Origin of the sequence: Cohnella thermotolerans DSM 17683, assembly GCF_000429825.1 — a bacterium.
Taxonomy (GTDB): domain Bacteria; phylum Bacillota; class Bacilli; order Paenibacillales; family Paenibacillaceae; genus Cohnella; species Cohnella thermotolerans.
The window spans coordinates 25,526-42,957 of record NZ_AUCP01000047.1 but is presented as its reverse complement, the minus strand read 5'-3'; the positions used below and the strand labels follow the sequence as shown (position 1 = coordinate 42,957).

Here is a 17,432-nt window from a genome sequence, read left to right as displayed (position 1 = left end):
GTTTACAAGGCTCATGCTACCTGCAATCGCCGCCGGGTTGAATGTCATTCCTTCGGCTGTTCGTTATTAATTTTTTCGGGTGGCGGGGGCGTCCCCGCCGTTTATTTCAATCCCGTCGTGGCGATCCCGTCCAGGAAATACCGTTGGAAGACGAGAAAAATGAGCGTAATCGGCAGCAGCGACAGCACCGAGATCGCGAGCAGCGCGCCCCAGTCGGACGAGCCGGACGGATCGAACAGCGCGCGGATGCCGAGCTGGACCGTAAACAGCTTGATGTCGCTCAAATAAATCATCTGACTGAAGAAGTCGTCCCACGACCAGATGAACGTGAAGATGGCCGTCGTGATGAGCGCCGGAGCGAGCAACGGCAGAATGATGCGCAAGTACAGCTTCCCTTGGCCGCAGCCGTCGATCGTCGCGCTCTCGTCCAGCTCCCGCGGAATGCCGCGAATGAACTGCACCATCAGCAGAATAAAAAACGAATCGTGCGCCAGCCACTTCGGCAGAAACAGTGGGTAATACGTGTTGATCCAATGCAGCTCGCTGAAGATGATATATTGCGGCACGAGCGTCACATGGTACGGCAGCATAATCGTCACGAGCATGAGCGCGAACCACACCTTCTTGAACTTGAATTCCAGACGCGCGAAGGCATAAGCCGCCAGCGAGCATGTCACGACGTTGCCCAGAACGCTAAGAACCGAGATCAGCGCCGAATTGCCGAAGAAGCGGCTGAAGGAGACGCCCTGGAAGCCCTTCCACCCGTTCCGGTAATTGTCCAGCGTAAACGAATGCGGCCATAATCCCGTGTCGGTGAAAATCGTCTGATTCGTCTTGAACGAGCTGGCGAGCAGCCATAGCACCGGATAGATCATGGCCACGCCGACCAGGATGATGACCGCGTGCCGGAGCGCCTGCGAATACGTCCGTTTCAGAGTCGGCATGCCCGTTACCTCCCTTCTTTGCTATCGCCGTAGAAGACCCAGTACCGCGAAGTCGCGAAGACGATGCCGGTGAAGGCGGCGATGATGAGCAGCATGATCCAGGCGAGCGCGGAAGCGTAGCCCATGTCGAAATAGGAGAAGCCCTTCAAGTACAAATACAGCGTGTAGAACATCGACGCATCCAACGGGCCGCCGTGTCCGTCGCCGATCACGTAAGCGGGCGTAAACGCCTGGAACGAATTGATAATGCTCATAATCAGGTTGAAAAAAAGGACGGGAGACAGCATCGGCAGCGAAATGCGGAAAAACTGGCGGATCTTGCCCGCGCCGTCCACTTGCGAGGCTTCGTACAGATCGGCGGGAATCTGCTTCAGTCCGGCCAGGAAGATGACCATCGCCGAACCGAACTGCCAGACGGACAAAGTCACAATGGGGTAAATCAAATAATCGGGATGCGCGATCCAGGCCGGTCCGTCAATGCCGAACCAGCCGAGGAAAGCGTTGACGATGCCTTCGCTGTCGAAAATTTGCCGCCAGACGATCGAGATGGCGACACTGCCTCCGAGCAGGGACGGAATGTAGTAGACGGTCCGGTAAATGCCGAGCGCGCGAATGCCTTTGTTCAGCGCGAGCGCGACGAGCAGCGCGAACACGAGCCGAAGCGGCACGGACAGCAGCACGTACGTGAACGTCAGCTTCAGCGAATGCGTGAAGGTGGCGTCGTCGGTGAAAATTTGCTTGAAATTGGCGAACCCGATCCATTGCGGCGAACGCAGCAGGTTGTACTTCGTCAGTGACAAATAGAGCGAGCCGAGCATCGGTCCGAGCGTGAGGCAAAAGAAGCCGATGAGCCACGGCAGCAAGAACGCGTAAGCCGTGCGGTTATGCGTATGGATCGGCGGCCTGCGGGATGTTCGCATCGCGAGTCCTCCTTCTGATGATGTTAAGTTCATCATAAGCAGGCCGCCGGGCGGGCTGAATGCTATTTCTTCGGCACTTCGCTATCAATTTTTCCAGATGTCCGAAGACGGTAATCGGACGGAGAGACGCCGTACATCCGCTTGAACTTCGAGCTGAAGTAGCTGGCGTTGCTGAAGCCGGTCAGCTCCGAGATATCCCACAGGCTCAGCTGCGTGCCTTCCAGCAGGCGGATCGCCTGCGCCATACGGACCTCGGTCACGTATTGGATGAATGTCTTGCCGACCTTGCTCTTGAACATCTCCGAGAAGTAGGAAGGATTGTAATTGAACCGCTCCGCGATCTCGGTCAAATTCAGATCCGACATATAGTTGTCGTCGATATATCGGCGCGCGGCCTCGATCAGCGACCCGTCGCCGTCTCCGGCTCCATGCCGGCGGTGCCGGTCGATCTTCCCCGCGATCCGGACGAGGAACTCCGCCGCTTTGTCCGCGGTATCGAGCGCAAGCGCCATCTCCGGACGAAGCCACAGCTGCTCCGAGCTCTCGAGCGGAACGCGCGATTCGTTGGCCGACGTCTCGAGCAGCAGATAGAGCTGGAAGATCGCCTTCACGCTGCGCGCTTGCGACGCCGCGAACGCTTGCTGCAGCTGCTGCCGGACAGCCCGCTCGAACGCCGCGAACTCCCCTTTCTGCAAATAGCGTTCGATCACCTTGATCTCTTCCTCGGACAGCGCCATCTGCGTGAGCCGTTCTTCCGCCGCCGCGTCGCTGTCGGACAGGTTCCACGCGAGCAGCGAGGAGAGATACCCCTCCTTCCATTGCCTGAAGCCGGCGACGCCCTGCCCCTGCCCGGTCGCCAGCTCGAACCCGAGCACCTCCTGCACCTGCCGGCGCAGCTCGTCGGCGAAGGTTCTTAGCCAGCTCTCGCTCGCCGGCGTCGCGAAATGAATCAATCCGGGATAGTTCGCGTCCCGGAACGTCACGCAGTTGCCGCCGGAGAGCTGCGCCTTCTCCCGGCAGATCAGATCGAGCGGCAGCCGGAATTGATCCGGCGTGCGTCCAGGCGCCGCTTCGGAGGAAGACGTCCGCCCGCGGAACCCGACCGTCAGGAAGCGGATCTCCCGCCGCTCCCACGATTCGAGCCCGAATCGGGCGGCGCGGTCGCGGACGGCGCTCTCGCGGTCGACCTCGCCCCGGACGAGCCGAACGATGAAGTGCTCCTTCATCTCCTTGTAGTACTGCGTAAGCTCCCACTGTGTCTTCGCCTCGCGCTCCAGTTCCTCCCGCTCCCCGTCCAGCTCCGCGATCACTTTGCGCAGAACGGCCGACAGCTCGTCCCGGGCGACGGGCTTGAGCAAATAATCGCACGCCTGATAACGAAGCGCCGCCCGCGCATACTGGAAATCCTCGTAGCCGGTCACGACGATCAGGCGCACATCCGGATAGCGCTCCCGGCAAGCTTCCAGGAACGAGACGCCGTCCATGACAGGCATGTTCATATCCGTGAAGACGATGTCGATCTCCTCTTCCTCCAGCCGGTTAAGCGCTTCGATTCCGTTCGCCGCCTCCCCGGCCAGCTCGACGCCGAGCGCTTCCGCGTCTATTTTCAACTGCAAGCCTTGCCGAATCTCCGGCTCGTCATCCACGATCAACACTCGGTACATATGCATGCGCCTCCCGTGCGGGTAAGATCAACTCGATGCGCGTTCCTTCTCCGACCGCCGATTCCATCCGCACCTCGAATAAGGAGCCGTAATACAACCGGCAGCGGGCGAGCACATTGCCGAGGCCGATCTGCCGCTCGCGGCTCGCCAGAATTTGGTCGAGGCGGGACGTTGCGGCGCTCTCCAGCAATTGCCGAATGCGCTCTTCCGTCATCCCCGGACCGTTGTCGGCGACGGACAGATGCACGCGCCCCTCCGTCCGCCGCACCCGGATGTCCACCCGGGCCTCCGATTGCTGCCGGAGGCTGTATTTGACGGCGTTCTCGATCAGCGGCTGCAGCACGAATTTGACGATGACGACGCGGTCCAGCTTCCCTTCTTCTTCGATGGACAGCCGCAGCCGGTCGCCGAACCGGATCCGCAGAATGGCGGCGTAATCGCGCACGTACTTCAGCTCTTCGCGCAAGCCGATTACGTCGTCGCTGATTTTGAGGGAGAAACGAAGCATCTTCCCCAGCGACTCGATCACCTTGACCGTATCGTCGGTTCGCCCCTGCATCGCCAGGCTGCTGAGCAATTCCAGCGTATTGAACAGAAAGTGCGGATTGATCTGCATGAGCAGCGCCTTGTACTCGGCCTGCTGGCGAAGCAGCTTCAGCTCGAATTCGCTCTGAATATGCTGCCGGAGCCGGCCGACCATGTTGCGGAACGTGGCGGCGGCGAAGCCGACCTCGTTGCGGACGCTTCCTTCCGGCGGAAGCCGGCTCTCGGCGCTGTCGAAGTCGCCCCGCTGAACGTGCCGCATGGCGGAGACGAGCCGGGAGAGCGGCTTGGTGATGCCGTGGGACAGCCAGAACGCGATAAACAAGGAGAGCAGCAGGAGCGCCGCCGCCAGCAGCACGATGCTGTTGCGAAGCTTGAACAGCTGCGCGTACAGATCCTGCTCGGAGACGAATCCGACCAGCATCCAGTTCGTGAGCGCCAGCTTTTTGTAGACGAGAATTTGCGTTTGTCCCCGTCCGTTCTTGAAATAGACGACCCCCTGCTTGCGCGAACCGTCCCGGATCGCCTGCACTTCGCTGCCGGCCATGCCGCTTCGGCTGTTGTATTCGGCCTGGGACAGCAGCGGGGTGCCGTTCTGATCGAGCAGATAAATCGTGCCGCTCTCGCCGAGGTGAATGCGGCTTAGCGGCTCGAGGAAATAGTCCGCGCTCACGTTCACCTTCAGAATGTTCCGGCCGCCGCCGGCTCGAACGCTCCGATCGGCATCAGCATGCTGACGACCGGATGATCGCTGCCCCGAATCCGCAGCTCGACATCGTCGGTATGCGCGGGCAACCACCGGGCGTTGCCGCTGCGAAACTGCCGGTACCAGTCTTGGCCGAGGAACGAATGGTCGCGCACGACCTGGTTGTTCATGCTGACCCAGAGCCCTTCGCGGCGGTAGACGGCGACGGAGGAGATGCTCGAATAGCTGTTCGTCGTCTGCGACAGGAACTTGCTCATCTTGATGTGGGCCAGCATTTTCTCGCCTTCGGTCAGCTGGGGATCGGAGGCGGCGTTGTCCCATTCGTCCGTCTGGTCGCTGTTGAAGACGAGCGAAGCCAGGTCGTAAATTTGCGTTTGAACCATGTTGATGTAGGAGCCGTACTCGTCCATCTTCTCGAGCGCGGACGACTCGATATAGGAGCGGACGATCGACCGGGACTCGTTGAAAATAAGGACGGAAAGCGCTCCGAACGACAAGACGAACAACAGGACGAAGATGGCGATCAGCCTGCTTCTGAGCGAATAGAACATGATGGAATCCTCCCGGCCCGACCGTGACAGCGCTTTCGTTAAATCGGCTGCAATGGTTCCGCTCGTTTGTACCCCATTATAAAGTCCGAACGGGATTTGTCCATGGCACGCGTTGGAAGACGGGTCGTCTCGGCAACCGGAGCTTCTCTCCTGCCGCAACCTGCCGCAAATTCCCCGTCCGAACGCCCAATACGCCGACGAACCCGACGGCCAGTCCGGCCGCAAGCGTGTACCCGCTCGTCCAGCGGCCGATCGCTTTTGCTCCCGTCACGCCGGTTGCTTAGTGGAACGAACCGCGCAGCGCGCTGTCCGCGTGCGCCGGGCAGCCGTAAAGCCGGGCTCCGCACCATGCGGAAAGCCGCCGCGCGATCGCTCGCGCCGCGGCTCGGGGCAACGGATTCTATGATGCTGATGATGGCCTTCTAGGCGCTCTCGGTTGCGGAAGCTTCCTTCTTCGGCCATTCGCCGACAAATTCGGCCTCGTCGTAAGCAAAGAAACGGCCCAGAATCTCGTCGCGGTCGTCGAGGAACAGCTGATCCGCAACCGCCGACGCGATCTTCGGAATGGCGTACTTCATGCCGGACAACGCGGAAGCCGACAGACCGCAGCTAATCAAGGCGGAGTAGTTGAACGCGAACAGGCCGTGCAGTTTCTTCTCCCCTTCTGCGTCGCGGCTGAGGAAGGCGAAGCCCGGGCTGAGGTACGGGTGCGCATCCAGCACGGGATTGGCCAAGTGCTCCGGCGCCTTGTAGCGGTCGCCCCAACGGGCGATATGCCGCTCGACAAGGCGGAGCTCCGGGCGCAAAGCCGGGTCCGTGAGCAATCCGGTGCTGACGATCAGAAAATCGAAGGCGAACCGGCCTTGGGGCGCGGTCACGACCGCTCGATCGCCGGCGGCCTCGACGTCCAGCCACGGTGCGCCCAAGTGAAGACGGAAGCCGGGCCAGGAGGACGCCCGCTCGAACGTATCGTTCGTCGGCGGTTGATTGTGCTTGAAGAAATGCGCCATGACCGCATATTTCTCGGCGTCCGTCAGCGTCGGGAACCGCTCGATCATGCCCGAACCCTCCATCTGGCGGATCGGATTGATGCGCGGCAGCTCCGTGCGCCGAACGAAGACGTGCACTTCGGCGACCCCGGCCGACAGCGCGTAATTGGCATTGTCGAAGGCAGAGGCTCCGCCGCCCAATACGGCGATCTTCTTGCCCTTCAGCGCTTCGAAATCGATCGGTTCGGACGTATGCGCGTAGAGCCGCGTCGGCAACCGGTCCCGGATCATGGAAGGCACGTGCCATTCGCCGCCGCCCTGAATGCCGGTCGCGAGAATGACCTTCCGCGCCAGCAGCCGGTCGGACGGGGCTCCGGTCCCTTCGATATGAAGGCGGTGGATGCCGTCTTCCGACGGCTCGACGAGCTTCAGCTTCACTTCGTTGATCACGGGCAGCCGCAGAACGCTCCGGTACCATCGCAAGTAATTCATCCAATCGCCGCGCGGAATTTTATCGATCGATTCCCAGCCTTGCGGTCCGAATTGCGCCTCCCACCACGAACGGAAAGTGAGCGACGGAATGCCGAGGTCGATGGAAGTCAAATGCTTGGGCGTCCGCAGCGTTCTCATGCGGGCATACGTCTCCCACGGTCCTTCCAGCCCTTCGGGGTTTTCGTCGATGACCAGAATATTGGATACCCGCTCGCGCAGCAAGCCGAAGGCGATGCCCAGACCGCTCTGGCCTCCGCCGACGATGACGACGTCGTAAACATGGCCTTCCGGATGATCGGCCGGAAGCACCCAGCTCGCTCCGCCGAAGGCCAAATAGGCGAGATCGGTTCGCACACGTTCGTTCAAAGCCTCTAAGCTCATGCGAGTTCACACCTTTCAAGGGACGTTTGCCCACGATGGACGGTTTCACGAAAAAACGAAGCGGATTTGTCATATTATATTACATGTATAGAGGGATTTGCGGCAAGAGACGAATCTGATGTAATCTTTCGCAACATCGATGTGCTTATCTTACCTTTTCTCCCCCGTTTCCGAAAGAGTTGGGAATGTTTATTGTCACGTTGCCGAAATAACGTTCGGCAAATTGTTCAAAATCACATCCGAGCAAAGATTCCTTGCCGTCTTCGGAAGACGAAAAAAATCAAAAAAAGAAGGCCTTTCGGGAAACGATCGGCGAGATCGCTTCTCCGAGGCCTTCTTTAAAGTTTCGGAATATATTTTATGTCATTAATGATTAATCTTATAAATTAAGGTTTGAAGCCCCTTTATTTGACGCCGAGCCTCAACCGGTAACCGAACAGAACGTCGCGCGTTCCGCCGCCGAAATAACGCTCGGCGGCTTGCCGGAACGCCTCGATCTCCGGCTCCAGCTCGTCCGATCCCAGCTTGCGCACCGTCTGTACCCCGCCTTGGCTGATGGCCAAGCTGACCAAACGCTGCGCGTCGAACGTCTCGGGGTGATGGAAGACGATCTCCCTCGTGAAGCGGAACGCCCCGCTCGCCCGCATCCGCTTCAGATGCTCCTCTTTGTTCCATTTTCGAGCTCTGTCCTCCGGCTTTGCGAGCTTTTCGACAAGGGCATCCGCCTTTGCGATCAGCCGTTCGTATGCCGCTTCGAGCGGCCAACCGACCACGGGAGGCCAATCGCAGTCGTAAGCCATGAAGACGCCTCCGTCTGCGAGAGCCCGGTGCGCTTCCCGAAGCGTGCTCTCCGGCTCCATCCAATGGAACGATTGCGAGCAGGTGATCACGTCCACCGTGCCCGAATCGACGTCCAAGTTGTTCGAATAGCCTTTGCGGAAGATGATGTGGCCGACGCCGGATGCCCGCGCTTTCTTCTCCTCCGCTCTCCCCCGCATGTCGTCGTTGGGCTCCACGCCGATGATCCGGTCGGCATCGTCCTTCCAGACGAACGTAGACAAGCCCGTTCCGCAGCCCAAATCCATGACGAGGGCCGGCCTCCTGCCCAAATATTGAACCGCAATTTCGACGACCGTTCTCGGGGCTTCGGGGCGATTCTCGTCGTAGCAGGCCTCAAACCCCGAGAAGCGCTCGACGTTGTTTTTCACATAGGAATCGGACAAGTTAGCAGCCTCCATTCATCGTGGCAATGCATCGACTTCATTGTACCAAAAATCCCCAAATAGCGCATGAGATCGGCACCGGATTGCGGATTTGGACCCATTCGCACGCGCAGCGGACAAATCCGGTGTTCAATAACTCGATCCGGTTCGGCAGACGATCCGGCTGAACGGGACGAGCTGTCCTTTCTCCGAGAAGGAGTACCGCTTGCTCGAACTGCTGATCCGCAAGGAGCGCCGGTTTGTCAGCCGCGACGAAATTATCCGCTGCGTCTGGCCGGAGAGGGCGGACGAGGGTCTCGCCGCTCCCGTCGGACCGGAGGAGATCAACTCGCTGCTCTACCGGATCCGCAAGAAGACGAATTACCGGATGGCGATTGAAGACGTGCGCGGCAAAGGTTACATCCTTCAGAATTTGACGTTCAAATAGCGTTGGAAAATATGCTTCACCTTCGGCGTTACGTACCCGCTGCCCCCCTTGGCCTTCACGTCCTCGACCATAACGGCCAGCAACAGCTCCGGATCGGCCGCGTTAAATCCGACGAACCATCCGTTCTCCGTTCCGTCTCCGTCTTTGGTCAGCTTCAGCTCCGCCGTTCCCGTCTTGCCCGCGATGGACGCTCCCGGGATATAGGCGCCGTGGCCGACGCCTTCCGGGCTTCTGACCGCTTGAATCAGATCGTTCTTCAGCGTCTCCGCGGTCTCCGGCTTCATCGCCCGGGCTTTCCAGACGCGCGGTCCTTCCGCGCTCGCTCCCTCTTCCTGCGTCAGCACCGGATAGACGATATCACCGTCGTTCACAAGCGCCGAATAGACGAGCGCGACATGCAGCGACGTCATCGTCAGTTCCCCTTGGCCGTAACCGGTATCCGCGAGTTGAATGTCGCCTGCGATCCCTTCGTTCGCAAGCTGGGACTGGCGGAACGGATACGGGATCGGAAGATCCTCCTCGATGCCGAACTTGGCGGCTTCTTCGGCGAAGGCGTCCTTGCCGACGGCAAGCGCGGCTTGAGCGAAATAAATGTTGTCCGAATAGATGAGCGCCTTGGACAGATCGACGGGATTCACGTCGTGGACGCGCTTCACGTAATAGCTGCCCCAGGAACCGTCTTTGGTCCACTTGAGCCCGGCAATCGTCTTCTTCTCGGACGGATCGAGCGTGTTCGTGTCCAGGCCGATGGCGGCCGTGACGACTTTGAAGGAGGACCCGGGCGCGTACCCCTTCGTGAACCGGTTCAGGAAAGGATGCTTCGGATCGTTGTTCCATGCCTCGTATTGTTCGCTGGACAGTCCCCGAACGAACGCGTTCGGATCGTACGAGGGCGCGCTTAGGAGCGCGAGAATGTCGCCCGTGACCGGCTGGATGGCGGCGACGGACGCCTGTTCCTGCTTCAGCTCGTCATAGATCGTCTTCTGCAGCTCCGCGTCAATCGTCAGCCGAATCGTCTCACCGGGGGCGGCTTCCGTCTCGGCCAGCACCGCCTTCTCTTTGCCTTGCGCGTTCGTAATCGTAATTCGTGTGCCGCTCTTGCCCCGAAGCCGGTCCTCGAACACTTGCTCGAGGCCGGCTTTGCCGATCAGATCGCCGGCGGCGTATCCGCGATCCTTCAGCTTGGCGAGCTGCTCGGCGCTAATCTCCCCGAGGTAGCCGGTCAAATGCGCCGTCGCCTCGGCATAGGGATAGACCCGGATTTTTTTCTTGTGAAAATCGACGCCCGGAAGGCCCTCAAACTTGTCCATCTCGTCGTCCGAGACGATCGCGACCGGCACGAACAAGCCCGGCTTCACCCACTTGGCCGCCAGCTTATCGTCGATTTCCTTCACGTCGATGTGTAACAGTTCAGCCAGCTTCGCCTTCGTCGCTTCCGGGTTCGAGCCCAACTGCCCCGGCACGATGCCGACTTGGCGCGCCGTTCCGTTCACGGCCAAGCCGTTGCCGTTGCGGTCCAATATTTCGCCCCGCTCCCCCTTCGACGTCTGAACGCGGACTTTGTCTCCGTCTGCCATCTCCGGGAAAATGTAAGAGGGATCCCAAGCGATTCGCCACTTCGTTTCCGGCTTGCCATCCTCTCCTTGCACCGTCGATTTGACGAGTTTCGCGGCATGCTCGAATTGCAGCGGCCCGGCCACCGTCTCCATGCTGAGCTTGTACGTGTACGAAGCTTCCGATGCTTCTTCGTCGGCACCCGCTTCCCCGCTCCCGCTCGCTTCCGCTTGGGGAAGGTTCACGGCGGTGACCGTAAGCCTCTTCGCCTCGATGCCGTCGTATATTTTCCGGTAACGCTCGGCAAACGCTTCTGCCGTCGTCTTCGCTTGCACTTCCGGCGTCAGCCTCTTGTACATCGCTTCGAAGTCCAGCCGCTGCCAGTCGGCCAAATAAGCGGCGAACGCTTCGGAAGGCAGCTCCTCTTTTTTCTGTACTTTGCCGTCGCATCCGATTAACAAGATAACCGTCCATAAAACGATAAAGAGCGCAAAGCGTTTGCCCACTACGTATTCCTCCTTGCGCAGATAGGTAGGATCTTGCAGCCGGAACCCCGGCTCGGGCGGAAGCCCGGCAAGAGCCGGCCCGGCCGCCGCCCGGCGCCAATCACGCTTATCGTAGTACAGCACGGCTCGCCGTACAATAGAAGGAGAGTCACAGAGCCATCACAGGGGGAAGCGATGTGTAGCCCTATCTGAATCCATAAACTCGGAAAAGCCCAGACTCATATATAATTTATGCGCTTCTGGGTTGTCCGTCTTTACTATAAGGGCTTTATAGTGATTCTTTGCTCTTCTAATAAGTCTAGTACTTTATTTTCAGTGAACACCAAGGTGATCGATTAGTCTTGACTCTTGTTACTTAATCAAAAACAAGCCCGTGTATTTTATGAAGGGGCTTGTTGTCATTGATAGATGTCTGCTGACGAAATCAATCAGCGACATTCTAAAAGGATCAATAGGAAAGCTTAGTTGCGATGGCCTGCGCCTGCTCGTACGTTTGCGCGGGAGCGACGAGTGTGAGATCGGTACCGGCCTTCAAATCCGCGTCGACCGGTTCCGATACGAGGATGCGGACTTGCTCGAAGCGGCCGGTCTTCCAAATGGAGCCTACGGAACGCATCACCGGCTTCCCGTCTTCGACCGTCCAATAGGTCAACCCTCCGAAGCCATGACGAATGTTATCGTAAAAAACGATGTCAATCAAATCGTACCGCTCGGTAAAATCGTATTTCCCGATCGATAGCTTTCCTCTGAAGACGGCGTTGCGACAGAGAGGACGGTACAGCGTTCCCTTGATTTTCATCGTCGTGTGCTCTACGCTGGCAGGCTGCCCGGGACGAAACTCGACCGCCGGATATTCGACATCGATCGTTTGGGGAAAGCGGTAAAACCACAGGAAGGCGCCGGCGATCAGAACTGCAGCAACGACGCATACAAGAACGTTCTTTAGAATAGAATTCAAAGCGAAGCTCCTCCTTATGTTTAGGTAGATATTCGCCCCTTATCCACCATATCCTTCCTGATCGAGTGAAGATAACAATAATTTAGCTCAATCGTAACGAACCTGATAGACGCTATTTGCCAAATAACGGTATACTTAAAAATGTAACGAACCGTACACCCTCTAATGGCCGGATCTCCCTCGAAAATGGGGCTTCTTCAGCCGAATAAGCGAACTATGGTTCGTTACGCTCTCCGATGAGCCTCAGATTGCGATTTAACGGTAGTACGATTCGTTACGCTCGCCAATAAGCCTCCTACTGCGAATGAACGGTCGTACGGTTCGCAAGCCTCCCTCCAAAAGAAAGGAACCGCGCTCAGGCGGTTCCCCCTGGCACCGAACACAAATCGAAAAAGCCCTTCCTCGCTTTGAAAAGGAAAGGCCAAACTCCGGAGCGGCGTTCACGCCCCGACGCGAGGTTCCGTCGGATCGCACCAGGGAGGCGGAACGGCGCCCGACTGGGCCAGCTTAAGCAGGTAGTAGCACTCCTCCCTGGCCATATGATCCGGCATGAGCGGGCTGATCATGTCCAGCACCTCCGCTTTGATCTCCAATTCCTCCAACTCGCCCAGAAATTTGCGGAACAGCGCCATCTCCAGGTCGATTTGCTTGTGAAACCGATGCATCGCCGGAAAATCTTGCAGCTTCGTCCGCATAAATCCGGCCATCTCGATCGCCTTCAAATGCAACGCCTGGAAATGCTTCTCGAATTTGACGCTCCGATGCAGCCAATCCGCTTCGATCCGATCCAGCCCCGAAGCGATGGAACCGGCATGTCCGTGCGCATCCTGAAGCCATAACAAATCGTGATGCAACGGATGGTACACGGGAACGGGGCGGCCGGCGAGCAGCTCGGTTAAAATTCGCGCATATTCCTCGAGCTCGTTGACCATATGGTTGAGGAACGAAGGCGGAAGCGAGATCGTCACCTGGCCGAGAAGCGACCGGGAGAGCAGATCGAGCTTGAATGTCCGGAGCGCCGTCGTCTCCTGATGGGTTGCTTGATTCAAAGCGCTCAAGTCCGCTCCGTCGGCCGCAGCGCGCGCTTGCTGGAGCAGCTGGTCGAAGGCGGCGATGAAGCGCCGCGCCTTCGCGATATCGTTCGTCTCCTTCGGCGACAGAGCGTTAAAAATAAAGCGCGAATGATCGCCCAAAATTTGCAGCCAGAACCGGTGCTCGAACAGAGCGGACGAACCGTCCCTCGCTTGTGAAGTCAATCGGAAACCTCCCTTGCCCGTCGGGATGATTGCGCTATTCCGATTGTATGAGCGGGCACCGGGAGAGATTCCGTGTTGCCAGAAGACCGGACATCTTTCATAATCGGAATGAGCGTAAAAACACAGTTCCGGTCGGTAGTCCGGACGCATGGCGCGGAAACTTCAGAGAACGAGGCCATGTCAGTAACCTTCCCCCCTCGGGATGTCCGTCGCTCGATAACACTTAGAGGGGGAAGTTTCGCATGAGGCTGACCGTTTATTTCGACGGGCAATTCTGGGTTGGCGTCGCCGAGCAATCGGACGGCTCCAAGGTGAAAGCTTGCAGGCATTTATTCGGTGCCGAGCCGCAAGACGGCGAGGTGATGGCGTTCGTTCAGCATCGCCTGCTGCCTCTGTTGGAAAGCGTGCAAACAAGCGCGGAGGGCGATAAGCCGCCGCAAGCGAAACGCGTCAACCCGAAACGGCTTGCCCGTCAGGTGGCTCGCGAAATGGATCGCACCGGCGTGTCTTCGCTCGCTCAAGAAGCGTTAAAGCTGGAATTGGAGGCCCGCAAGAAGGAAAGAGCTCATCTTGACCGGAAGCGGCAAGACGAGCTACGGGAAGCCCGGTGGCAGCGGAAAGTGCAGAAAGCGAAGGAGAAACGCCGAGGGAGATGAACCGTTGTCTCCCGGAAGACAGACCGCCGGACGGCGGTCTTCTTTATTGTAAACGAACCCCCCCAGTTCGACTGGGGGGGCAGGAAAGCTTATAGCTATGAGTCGTCCATCCCTTTAACTCGATGATAAGATGGGAGCCGGTCTGCCAACCGTAAACTTATCGATGGAGGACAAAGGATGGACAGCAGCAGTCTAGCACTCACCGAATGGATAAAAGAACTGATTTCACCGGCTAAGCCGGAGGTTATGACTGGCTGCCGCCGCGTTGATACTCGTCAAAATAATCGTTAAGGAAGCTGCGGAACGCTTGCGCCGCCTTGGACATGTAGCGCTTCTCCCACCATGCGACGGTGAACGTGCGCCGGCAAACCGGCCGTTCGATGCGCACGAGCCATAACGGGGATCTCGCGTCGCCGCTACACGACGGCATGAAGGCGACGCCGAGCCCGGCGAGCACGAGGCTTTCCAGCGCCGAGGGCTCCTCCACCTCGCACACGACGTTCCGTTCGATACCCGCCTGCCTGCAGAACGCCTCGTTAATTTCCCGAAACGGGTGCCCCTCCCGATACTCGATAAACGATTCGTTCTCGGCTTCGCTCAGATCGATGCTGGAGCGCCCTTCCCAACGATGACCCTTCGGCACGGCGAGGAACACTTCCGCTTCCAGCACGGCCGTCTCCCCAATGCCGGGCCGCGCGATCGGCGTCGCCGAAAAACACAAATCGGCCTCCCCGTTCTCCAGAAGCTCCGCCATCTCCGTCGAAGCCGGCGCAATCTGGATGACCCGGAAATGGACGTCCGGATGCAGCGCCCGAAAAGCGCCTACCGCACTGGAAATCCGCCCGAGCGACGATGTCGCGATCCGGATAATGCCCTTCTCCGCCCCGGCCAGATCGGCGACTTCCCGCCGCCCCTCGTCCAGCGCCGACAAGGCCGTCTCGACTTTGCGAAGGAACGCCTGCCCGAACGCGTTCAGCCGGATTTGCCGGCTGTGTCGATCGAACAGCGGCACGCCCAAATCTTCCTCCAGCCTGGCGATCGTTTTGCTGAGCGCGGGCTGCGCGATGCGAAGCTCCTCGGCCGCCCTCGTCATGTGCTCCAACCGCGCCACCGTTCGAAAGTATTGCAGCTGCAACAATTCCACGCGCTCCACCTCCTTTTCCATATACTCAAGGATATGATTGTATGCATAAATATATATTTTTCATTATCCATGATTTCGAATACGATAACAAGGAGGAATAGAAAGGGGATGTCGCTACATGAGCGAACAAACGCAGCAGCAGGCCGGGGAGAAGTTGATTCTGATTCTGGCTTTCACGATGGTTCTCTCGTCGATGAGCGCGACGATGTTCAATATCGTCCTGCCGAAGATCAGCGAGGAATTCAGCCTCTCCTTCTCGCAGGTCAGTTGGGTGTCGGCGATCTACATGCTCATTTACGCCATCGGCTCGGCCGTATACGGAAAGCTGGCCGATATGATCCGGCTAAAGAATCTGGTGACGTTCGGCCTCGTTCTCTTCTTCGTCGGATCGCTCGCCGGATTGGCGTCGCAAGCTTATTGGATGGTTCTGCTCGGGAGGGTGCTGCAGGCGGCGGGGGCGTCCGTCATTCCGGCGTCGGCGATGATCATTCCCGTCCGATACTTTCCCGCCGAACGGCGCGGCCGGGCGCTGGGCGTCACCGCGACGGGACTCGCCATCGGCAATGCGATCGGACCGGTCGTGTCGGCGCTGCTCGTCAGTGTCCTGGACTGGCGATGGTTGTTCTGCGTGCCGCTGCTCATTCTCGCCACGCTTCCGTTCTACCGCAAATATTTGGGCGACGAGCAAGGGCGCGCGGGGACGCTCGATTGGCTCGGCGGCGGGCTGCTGGCCGGTACGGTCGCTCTGCTGCTGCTCGCCGTCACGAACGGCGGCTGGGAAATGGCCGCAGGAAGCCTGGTGCTGTTCGTGTTGTTTGTCCTGAGGATTCGGAAAGCGAAAGAGCCGTTCGTCCAGGCGCGCCTGTTCCGGAACCGGAAATACTCGGTGGGATTGGCAATGGCCGTGCTGATCATGGGGGTCGGGTATTCGCTGCCGTTCCTGACGCCGCAGCTGCTCGCGGACGCGAACGGCCTCGCTCCGGGGTGGATCGGCTTCGCGATGGTTCCCGCGGCTGTCGTCTCGGCGTTTCTGGGGCGCAAGGGCGGCAAGCTGGCGGATGCGAAAGGCAATTCGTTCCTGTTCCAACTGGCTTCCGGCTGTCTGCTCGTCGGCTTTGCGTTGCTCTCCACGTTTGCCGGCGTCTCGCCGATCCTTGTCGCGGTTTTCCTGATCTTCGGCAACGTCGGGCAGATGTTCATGCAAATCTCGTTGTCCAATGCAATCTCCGGCACGCTGCCGAAGGATCAGACCGGCGTGGGCATGGGATTGCTGTCGATGCTCAACTTTCTGGCCGGCGCCGTCTCGACGGGGATCTACGGCAAAATCGTCGATCAGGGCGCAAGCACGGTATGGAACGCGCTCAACCCGTTCCGGAACGCGGCCGTCTACAGCAACGTGTATCTCATTCTCGTCCTGGCGCATATCGGCATTCTCGTTCTTTACCGCTTGCAGTTCGGCAAAGAAGCTCGTCCGCAAGCGCACAAGCGGGCGACGGCGGGTTGATCGCTACCGCTTCAGCTCCAGCCTCAAATTGCGCGCATACCCGCGAAAGCCGGCTTTGCTCCAGAAGCGCCGTCCGCGCTCGTTCGTCTCCAGGACGTCCACGACGACGGCGCCGGCTTCGCGGAAGCGTTCGTCTAGCAGGAGCTGCAAGCCATGCAGCCCGTAACCGCTTCGCCTGTATTCCCTCTCGATGTAATATTGCCGCAAATAGACTTCCAGCTCCCCTTGGCGGTACGGGGCTTCCCGGAACTGATAAAGCGCGTAGCCGACGACCTGTTCGCCTGTGCACAGCAGATCCGCCTGCCAATCCGCCGACAGCCAGCCTTCCATCCGTTCCCGCAGCGCTTCCGGTCCCATCGGATTGGCGCTGCCTTCGTCCGCAATCAGCCTCGAGTTCATCTCCGCCAGCAGCGTCAGGTCGCTCGGCCCGGCTTTTCGCAGCTTCAACCGATCCGTGAAGGCATCCGCCGTTCGCTCCTCGCGGCGATGCTCCGTCCATTCCTGCCGCACCTGCTCGCGGAGCGCTTGCTCGTTGATCCCGTTCTGGACAAATTGAAACGACACGCCGGCATCCCGCTGCGTGCGATCGACGATTTGGCCGAGATGGTACCCGGTATGTTCGACGAGATGGTAAAGGTCGTACATGTCGTAACCGTCGGTGTCGCGGAGACGATCGTCGATGGCGGCGGCCAACTGTTCAAACGCTTGCTCGAGTTCGGCCAATAGCCGTTCTTTCGCTACAGGACGGTTCGGAAACTCGTTCTCGATCCCTTTCTCGAAGCGGACGTCCGGGTTCAAGAGCCGAATTGCGTTGCGCCTGGCATGCTCCATCAGGTGGCGCACGATCCCCCCGATGCTGTTCGAACGCTCGGATTCTTCGAACCAGAGGCGCTCTTCGTCCAAAACGTCCAGGCAAGCTCTAAGCTTCGGCAAGTAATGATGCATCATGCGCGCTTTCGAGATGATCAGAAAATCCGTTGCGGGATCGTTCGCCATTCCCTTCCCTCCGCTTTC

Annotated in this window: 15 protein-coding genes; 3 read left to right on the top strand and 12 right to left on the bottom strand. The window is 59.0% G+C overall.

Translation table 11 applies throughout. The features are described from left to right. Positions 1-101 precede the first annotated feature (101 nt). From G485_RS0109840 to G485_RS0109815, 7 genes are all read right to left on the bottom strand, one after another. Complete coding sequence (locus tag G485_RS0109840; protein WP_027092419.1) at positions 102-944, bottom strand: carbohydrate ABC transporter permease; 843 nt, start codon at positions 942-944, stop codon at positions 102-104. A 5-nt stretch (positions 945-949) separates the two neighbouring features. Continuing rightward, positions 950-1,864: a carbohydrate ABC transporter permease gene (locus G485_RS0109835; RefSeq protein WP_027092418.1), complete on the bottom strand. Its 915-nt coding sequence runs from the start codon at positions 1,862-1,864 to the stop codon at positions 950-952. Positions 1,865-1,926: 62 nt separating this feature from the next. Further along, complete coding sequence (locus G485_RS0109830; protein WP_027092417.1) at positions 1,927-3,528, bottom strand: response regulator; 1,602 nt, start codon at positions 3,526-3,528, stop codon at positions 1,927-1,929. After that, complete coding sequence (locus tag G485_RS25860; RefSeq protein ID WP_338027745.1) at positions 3,503-4,750, bottom strand: sensor histidine kinase; 1,248 nt, start codon at positions 4,748-4,750, stop codon at positions 3,503-3,505. The genes G485_RS0109830 and G485_RS25860 overlap by 26 nt, the downstream gene beginning before the upstream one ends. Before the next feature lie 2 nt (positions 4,751-4,752). Beyond that, on the bottom strand, positions 4,753-5,328 hold the full coding sequence (locus G485_RS31330) for a hypothetical protein (protein ID WP_338027744.1): 576 nt from the start codon (positions 5,326-5,328) through the stop codon (positions 4,753-4,755). Between the two features lie 422 nt (positions 5,329-5,750). Continuing rightward, a complete protein-coding gene (locus tag G485_RS0109820; RefSeq protein WP_027092416.1) occupies positions 5,751-7,190 on the bottom strand; it encodes an FAD/NAD(P)-binding protein in 1,440 nt (479 codons plus the stop codon). Positions 7,191-7,594: 404 nt separating this feature from the next. Beyond that, positions 7,595-8,428, bottom strand: a complete 834-nt coding sequence (locus tag G485_RS0109815) for a class I SAM-dependent methyltransferase (RefSeq protein WP_035155510.1) — start codon at positions 8,426-8,428, stop codon at positions 7,595-7,597. Positions 8,429-8,570: 142 nt separating this feature from the next. Here G485_RS0109815 and G485_RS25855 point away from each other — a divergent pair, with 142 nt between their 5' ends. Continuing rightward, a complete protein-coding gene (locus G485_RS25855) occupies positions 8,571-8,840 on the top strand; it encodes a winged helix-turn-helix domain-containing protein (protein WP_084423234.1) in 270 nt (89 codons plus the stop codon). Here the strand turns inward: G485_RS25855 and G485_RS0109805 are convergent. The 3 genes from G485_RS0109805 to G485_RS0109795 all read right to left on the bottom strand — a co-directional run bounded on the left by G485_RS0109805 (position 8,819) and on the right by G485_RS0109795 (position 13,114). Further along, on the bottom strand, positions 8,819-10,900 hold the full coding sequence (locus G485_RS0109805; RefSeq protein ID WP_156922238.1) for a penicillin-binding transpeptidase domain-containing protein: 2,082 nt from the start codon (positions 10,898-10,900) through the stop codon (positions 8,819-8,821). The two genes, G485_RS25855 and G485_RS0109805, sit on opposite strands and share 22 nt — an antisense overlap. A 448-nt stretch (positions 10,901-11,348) precedes the next feature. After that, positions 11,349-11,858 carry a hypothetical protein gene (locus tag G485_RS0109800; protein ID WP_027092412.1) on the bottom strand — a complete coding sequence of 170 codons (510 nt, stop codon included), beginning with the start codon at positions 11,856-11,858 and terminating at the stop codon, positions 11,349-11,351. 440 nt (positions 11,859-12,298) lie between these two features. After that, positions 12,299-13,114 (bottom strand): DUF2935 domain-containing protein, encoded by an 816-nt coding sequence (locus tag G485_RS0109795; protein WP_027092411.1) that lies wholly within the window; start codon positions 13,112-13,114, stop codon positions 12,299-12,301. A gap of 242 nt (positions 13,115-13,356) precedes the next feature. On the opposite strand from G485_RS0109795, the gene G485_RS0109790 reads away from it, so the two are divergent. Beyond that, a complete protein-coding gene (locus G485_RS0109790; RefSeq protein ID WP_027092410.1) occupies positions 13,357-13,770 on the top strand; it encodes a YjdF family protein in 414 nt (137 codons plus the stop codon). A 244-nt stretch (positions 13,771-14,014) separates the two neighbouring features. Here G485_RS0109790 and G485_RS0109785 read toward each other — a convergent pair whose 3' ends face one another. Beyond that, positions 14,015-14,914 carry a LysR family transcriptional regulator gene (locus G485_RS0109785; protein ID WP_027092409.1) on the bottom strand — a complete coding sequence of 300 codons (900 nt, stop codon included), beginning with the start codon at positions 14,912-14,914 and terminating at the stop codon, positions 14,015-14,017. A 118-nt stretch (positions 14,915-15,032) separates the two neighbouring features. On the opposite strand from G485_RS0109785, the gene G485_RS0109780 reads away from it, so the two are divergent. Beyond that, positions 15,033-16,418 (top strand): MFS transporter, encoded by a 1,386-nt coding sequence (locus G485_RS0109780; protein ID WP_027092408.1) that lies wholly within the window; start codon positions 15,033-15,035, stop codon positions 16,416-16,418. Between the two features lie 3 nt (positions 16,419-16,421). Here G485_RS0109780 and G485_RS28965 read toward each other — a convergent pair whose 3' ends face one another. Next, positions 16,422-17,414 carry a GNAT family N-acetyltransferase gene (locus G485_RS28965; RefSeq protein ID WP_084423232.1) on the bottom strand — a complete coding sequence of 331 codons (993 nt, stop codon included), beginning with the start codon at positions 17,412-17,414 and terminating at the stop codon, positions 16,422-16,424. Between the last annotated feature and the right edge of the window lie 18 nt (positions 17,415-17,432).

Coding starts and splice junctions, on each gene's coding strand:
- G485_RS28965 (WP_084423232.1), bottom strand. CDS start 17,414: ATGGCGAACGATCCCGCAACGGATTTTCTGATCATCTCGAAAGCGCGC.
- G485_RS0109835 (WP_027092418.1), bottom strand. CDS start 1,864: ATGCGAACATCCCGCAGGCCGCCGATCCATACGCATAACCGCACGGCT.
- G485_RS0109780 (WP_027092408.1), top strand. CDS start 15,033: ATGAGCGAACAAACGCAGCAGCAGGCCGGGGAGAAGTTGATTCTGATT.
- G485_RS0109840 (WP_027092419.1), bottom strand. CDS start 944: ATGCCGACTCTGAAACGGACGTATTCGCAGGCGCTCCGGCACGCGGTC.
- G485_RS31330 (WP_338027744.1), bottom strand. CDS start 5,328: ATGTTCTATTCGCTCAGAAGCAGGCTGATCGCCATCTTCGTCCTGTTG.
- G485_RS0109830 (WP_027092417.1), bottom strand. CDS start 3,528: ATGTACCGAGTGTTGATCGTGGATGACGAGCCGGAGATTCGGCAAGGC.
- G485_RS0109815 (WP_035155510.1), bottom strand. CDS start 8,428: ATGGAGGCTGCTAACTTGTCCGATTCCTATGTGAAAAACAACGTCGAG.
- G485_RS0109790 (WP_027092410.1), top strand. CDS start 13,357: ATGAGGCTGACCGTTTATTTCGACGGGCAATTCTGGGTTGGCGTCGCC.
- G485_RS0109820 (WP_027092416.1), bottom strand. CDS start 7,190: ATGAGCTTAGAGGCTTTGAACGAACGTGTGCGAACCGATCTCGCCTAT.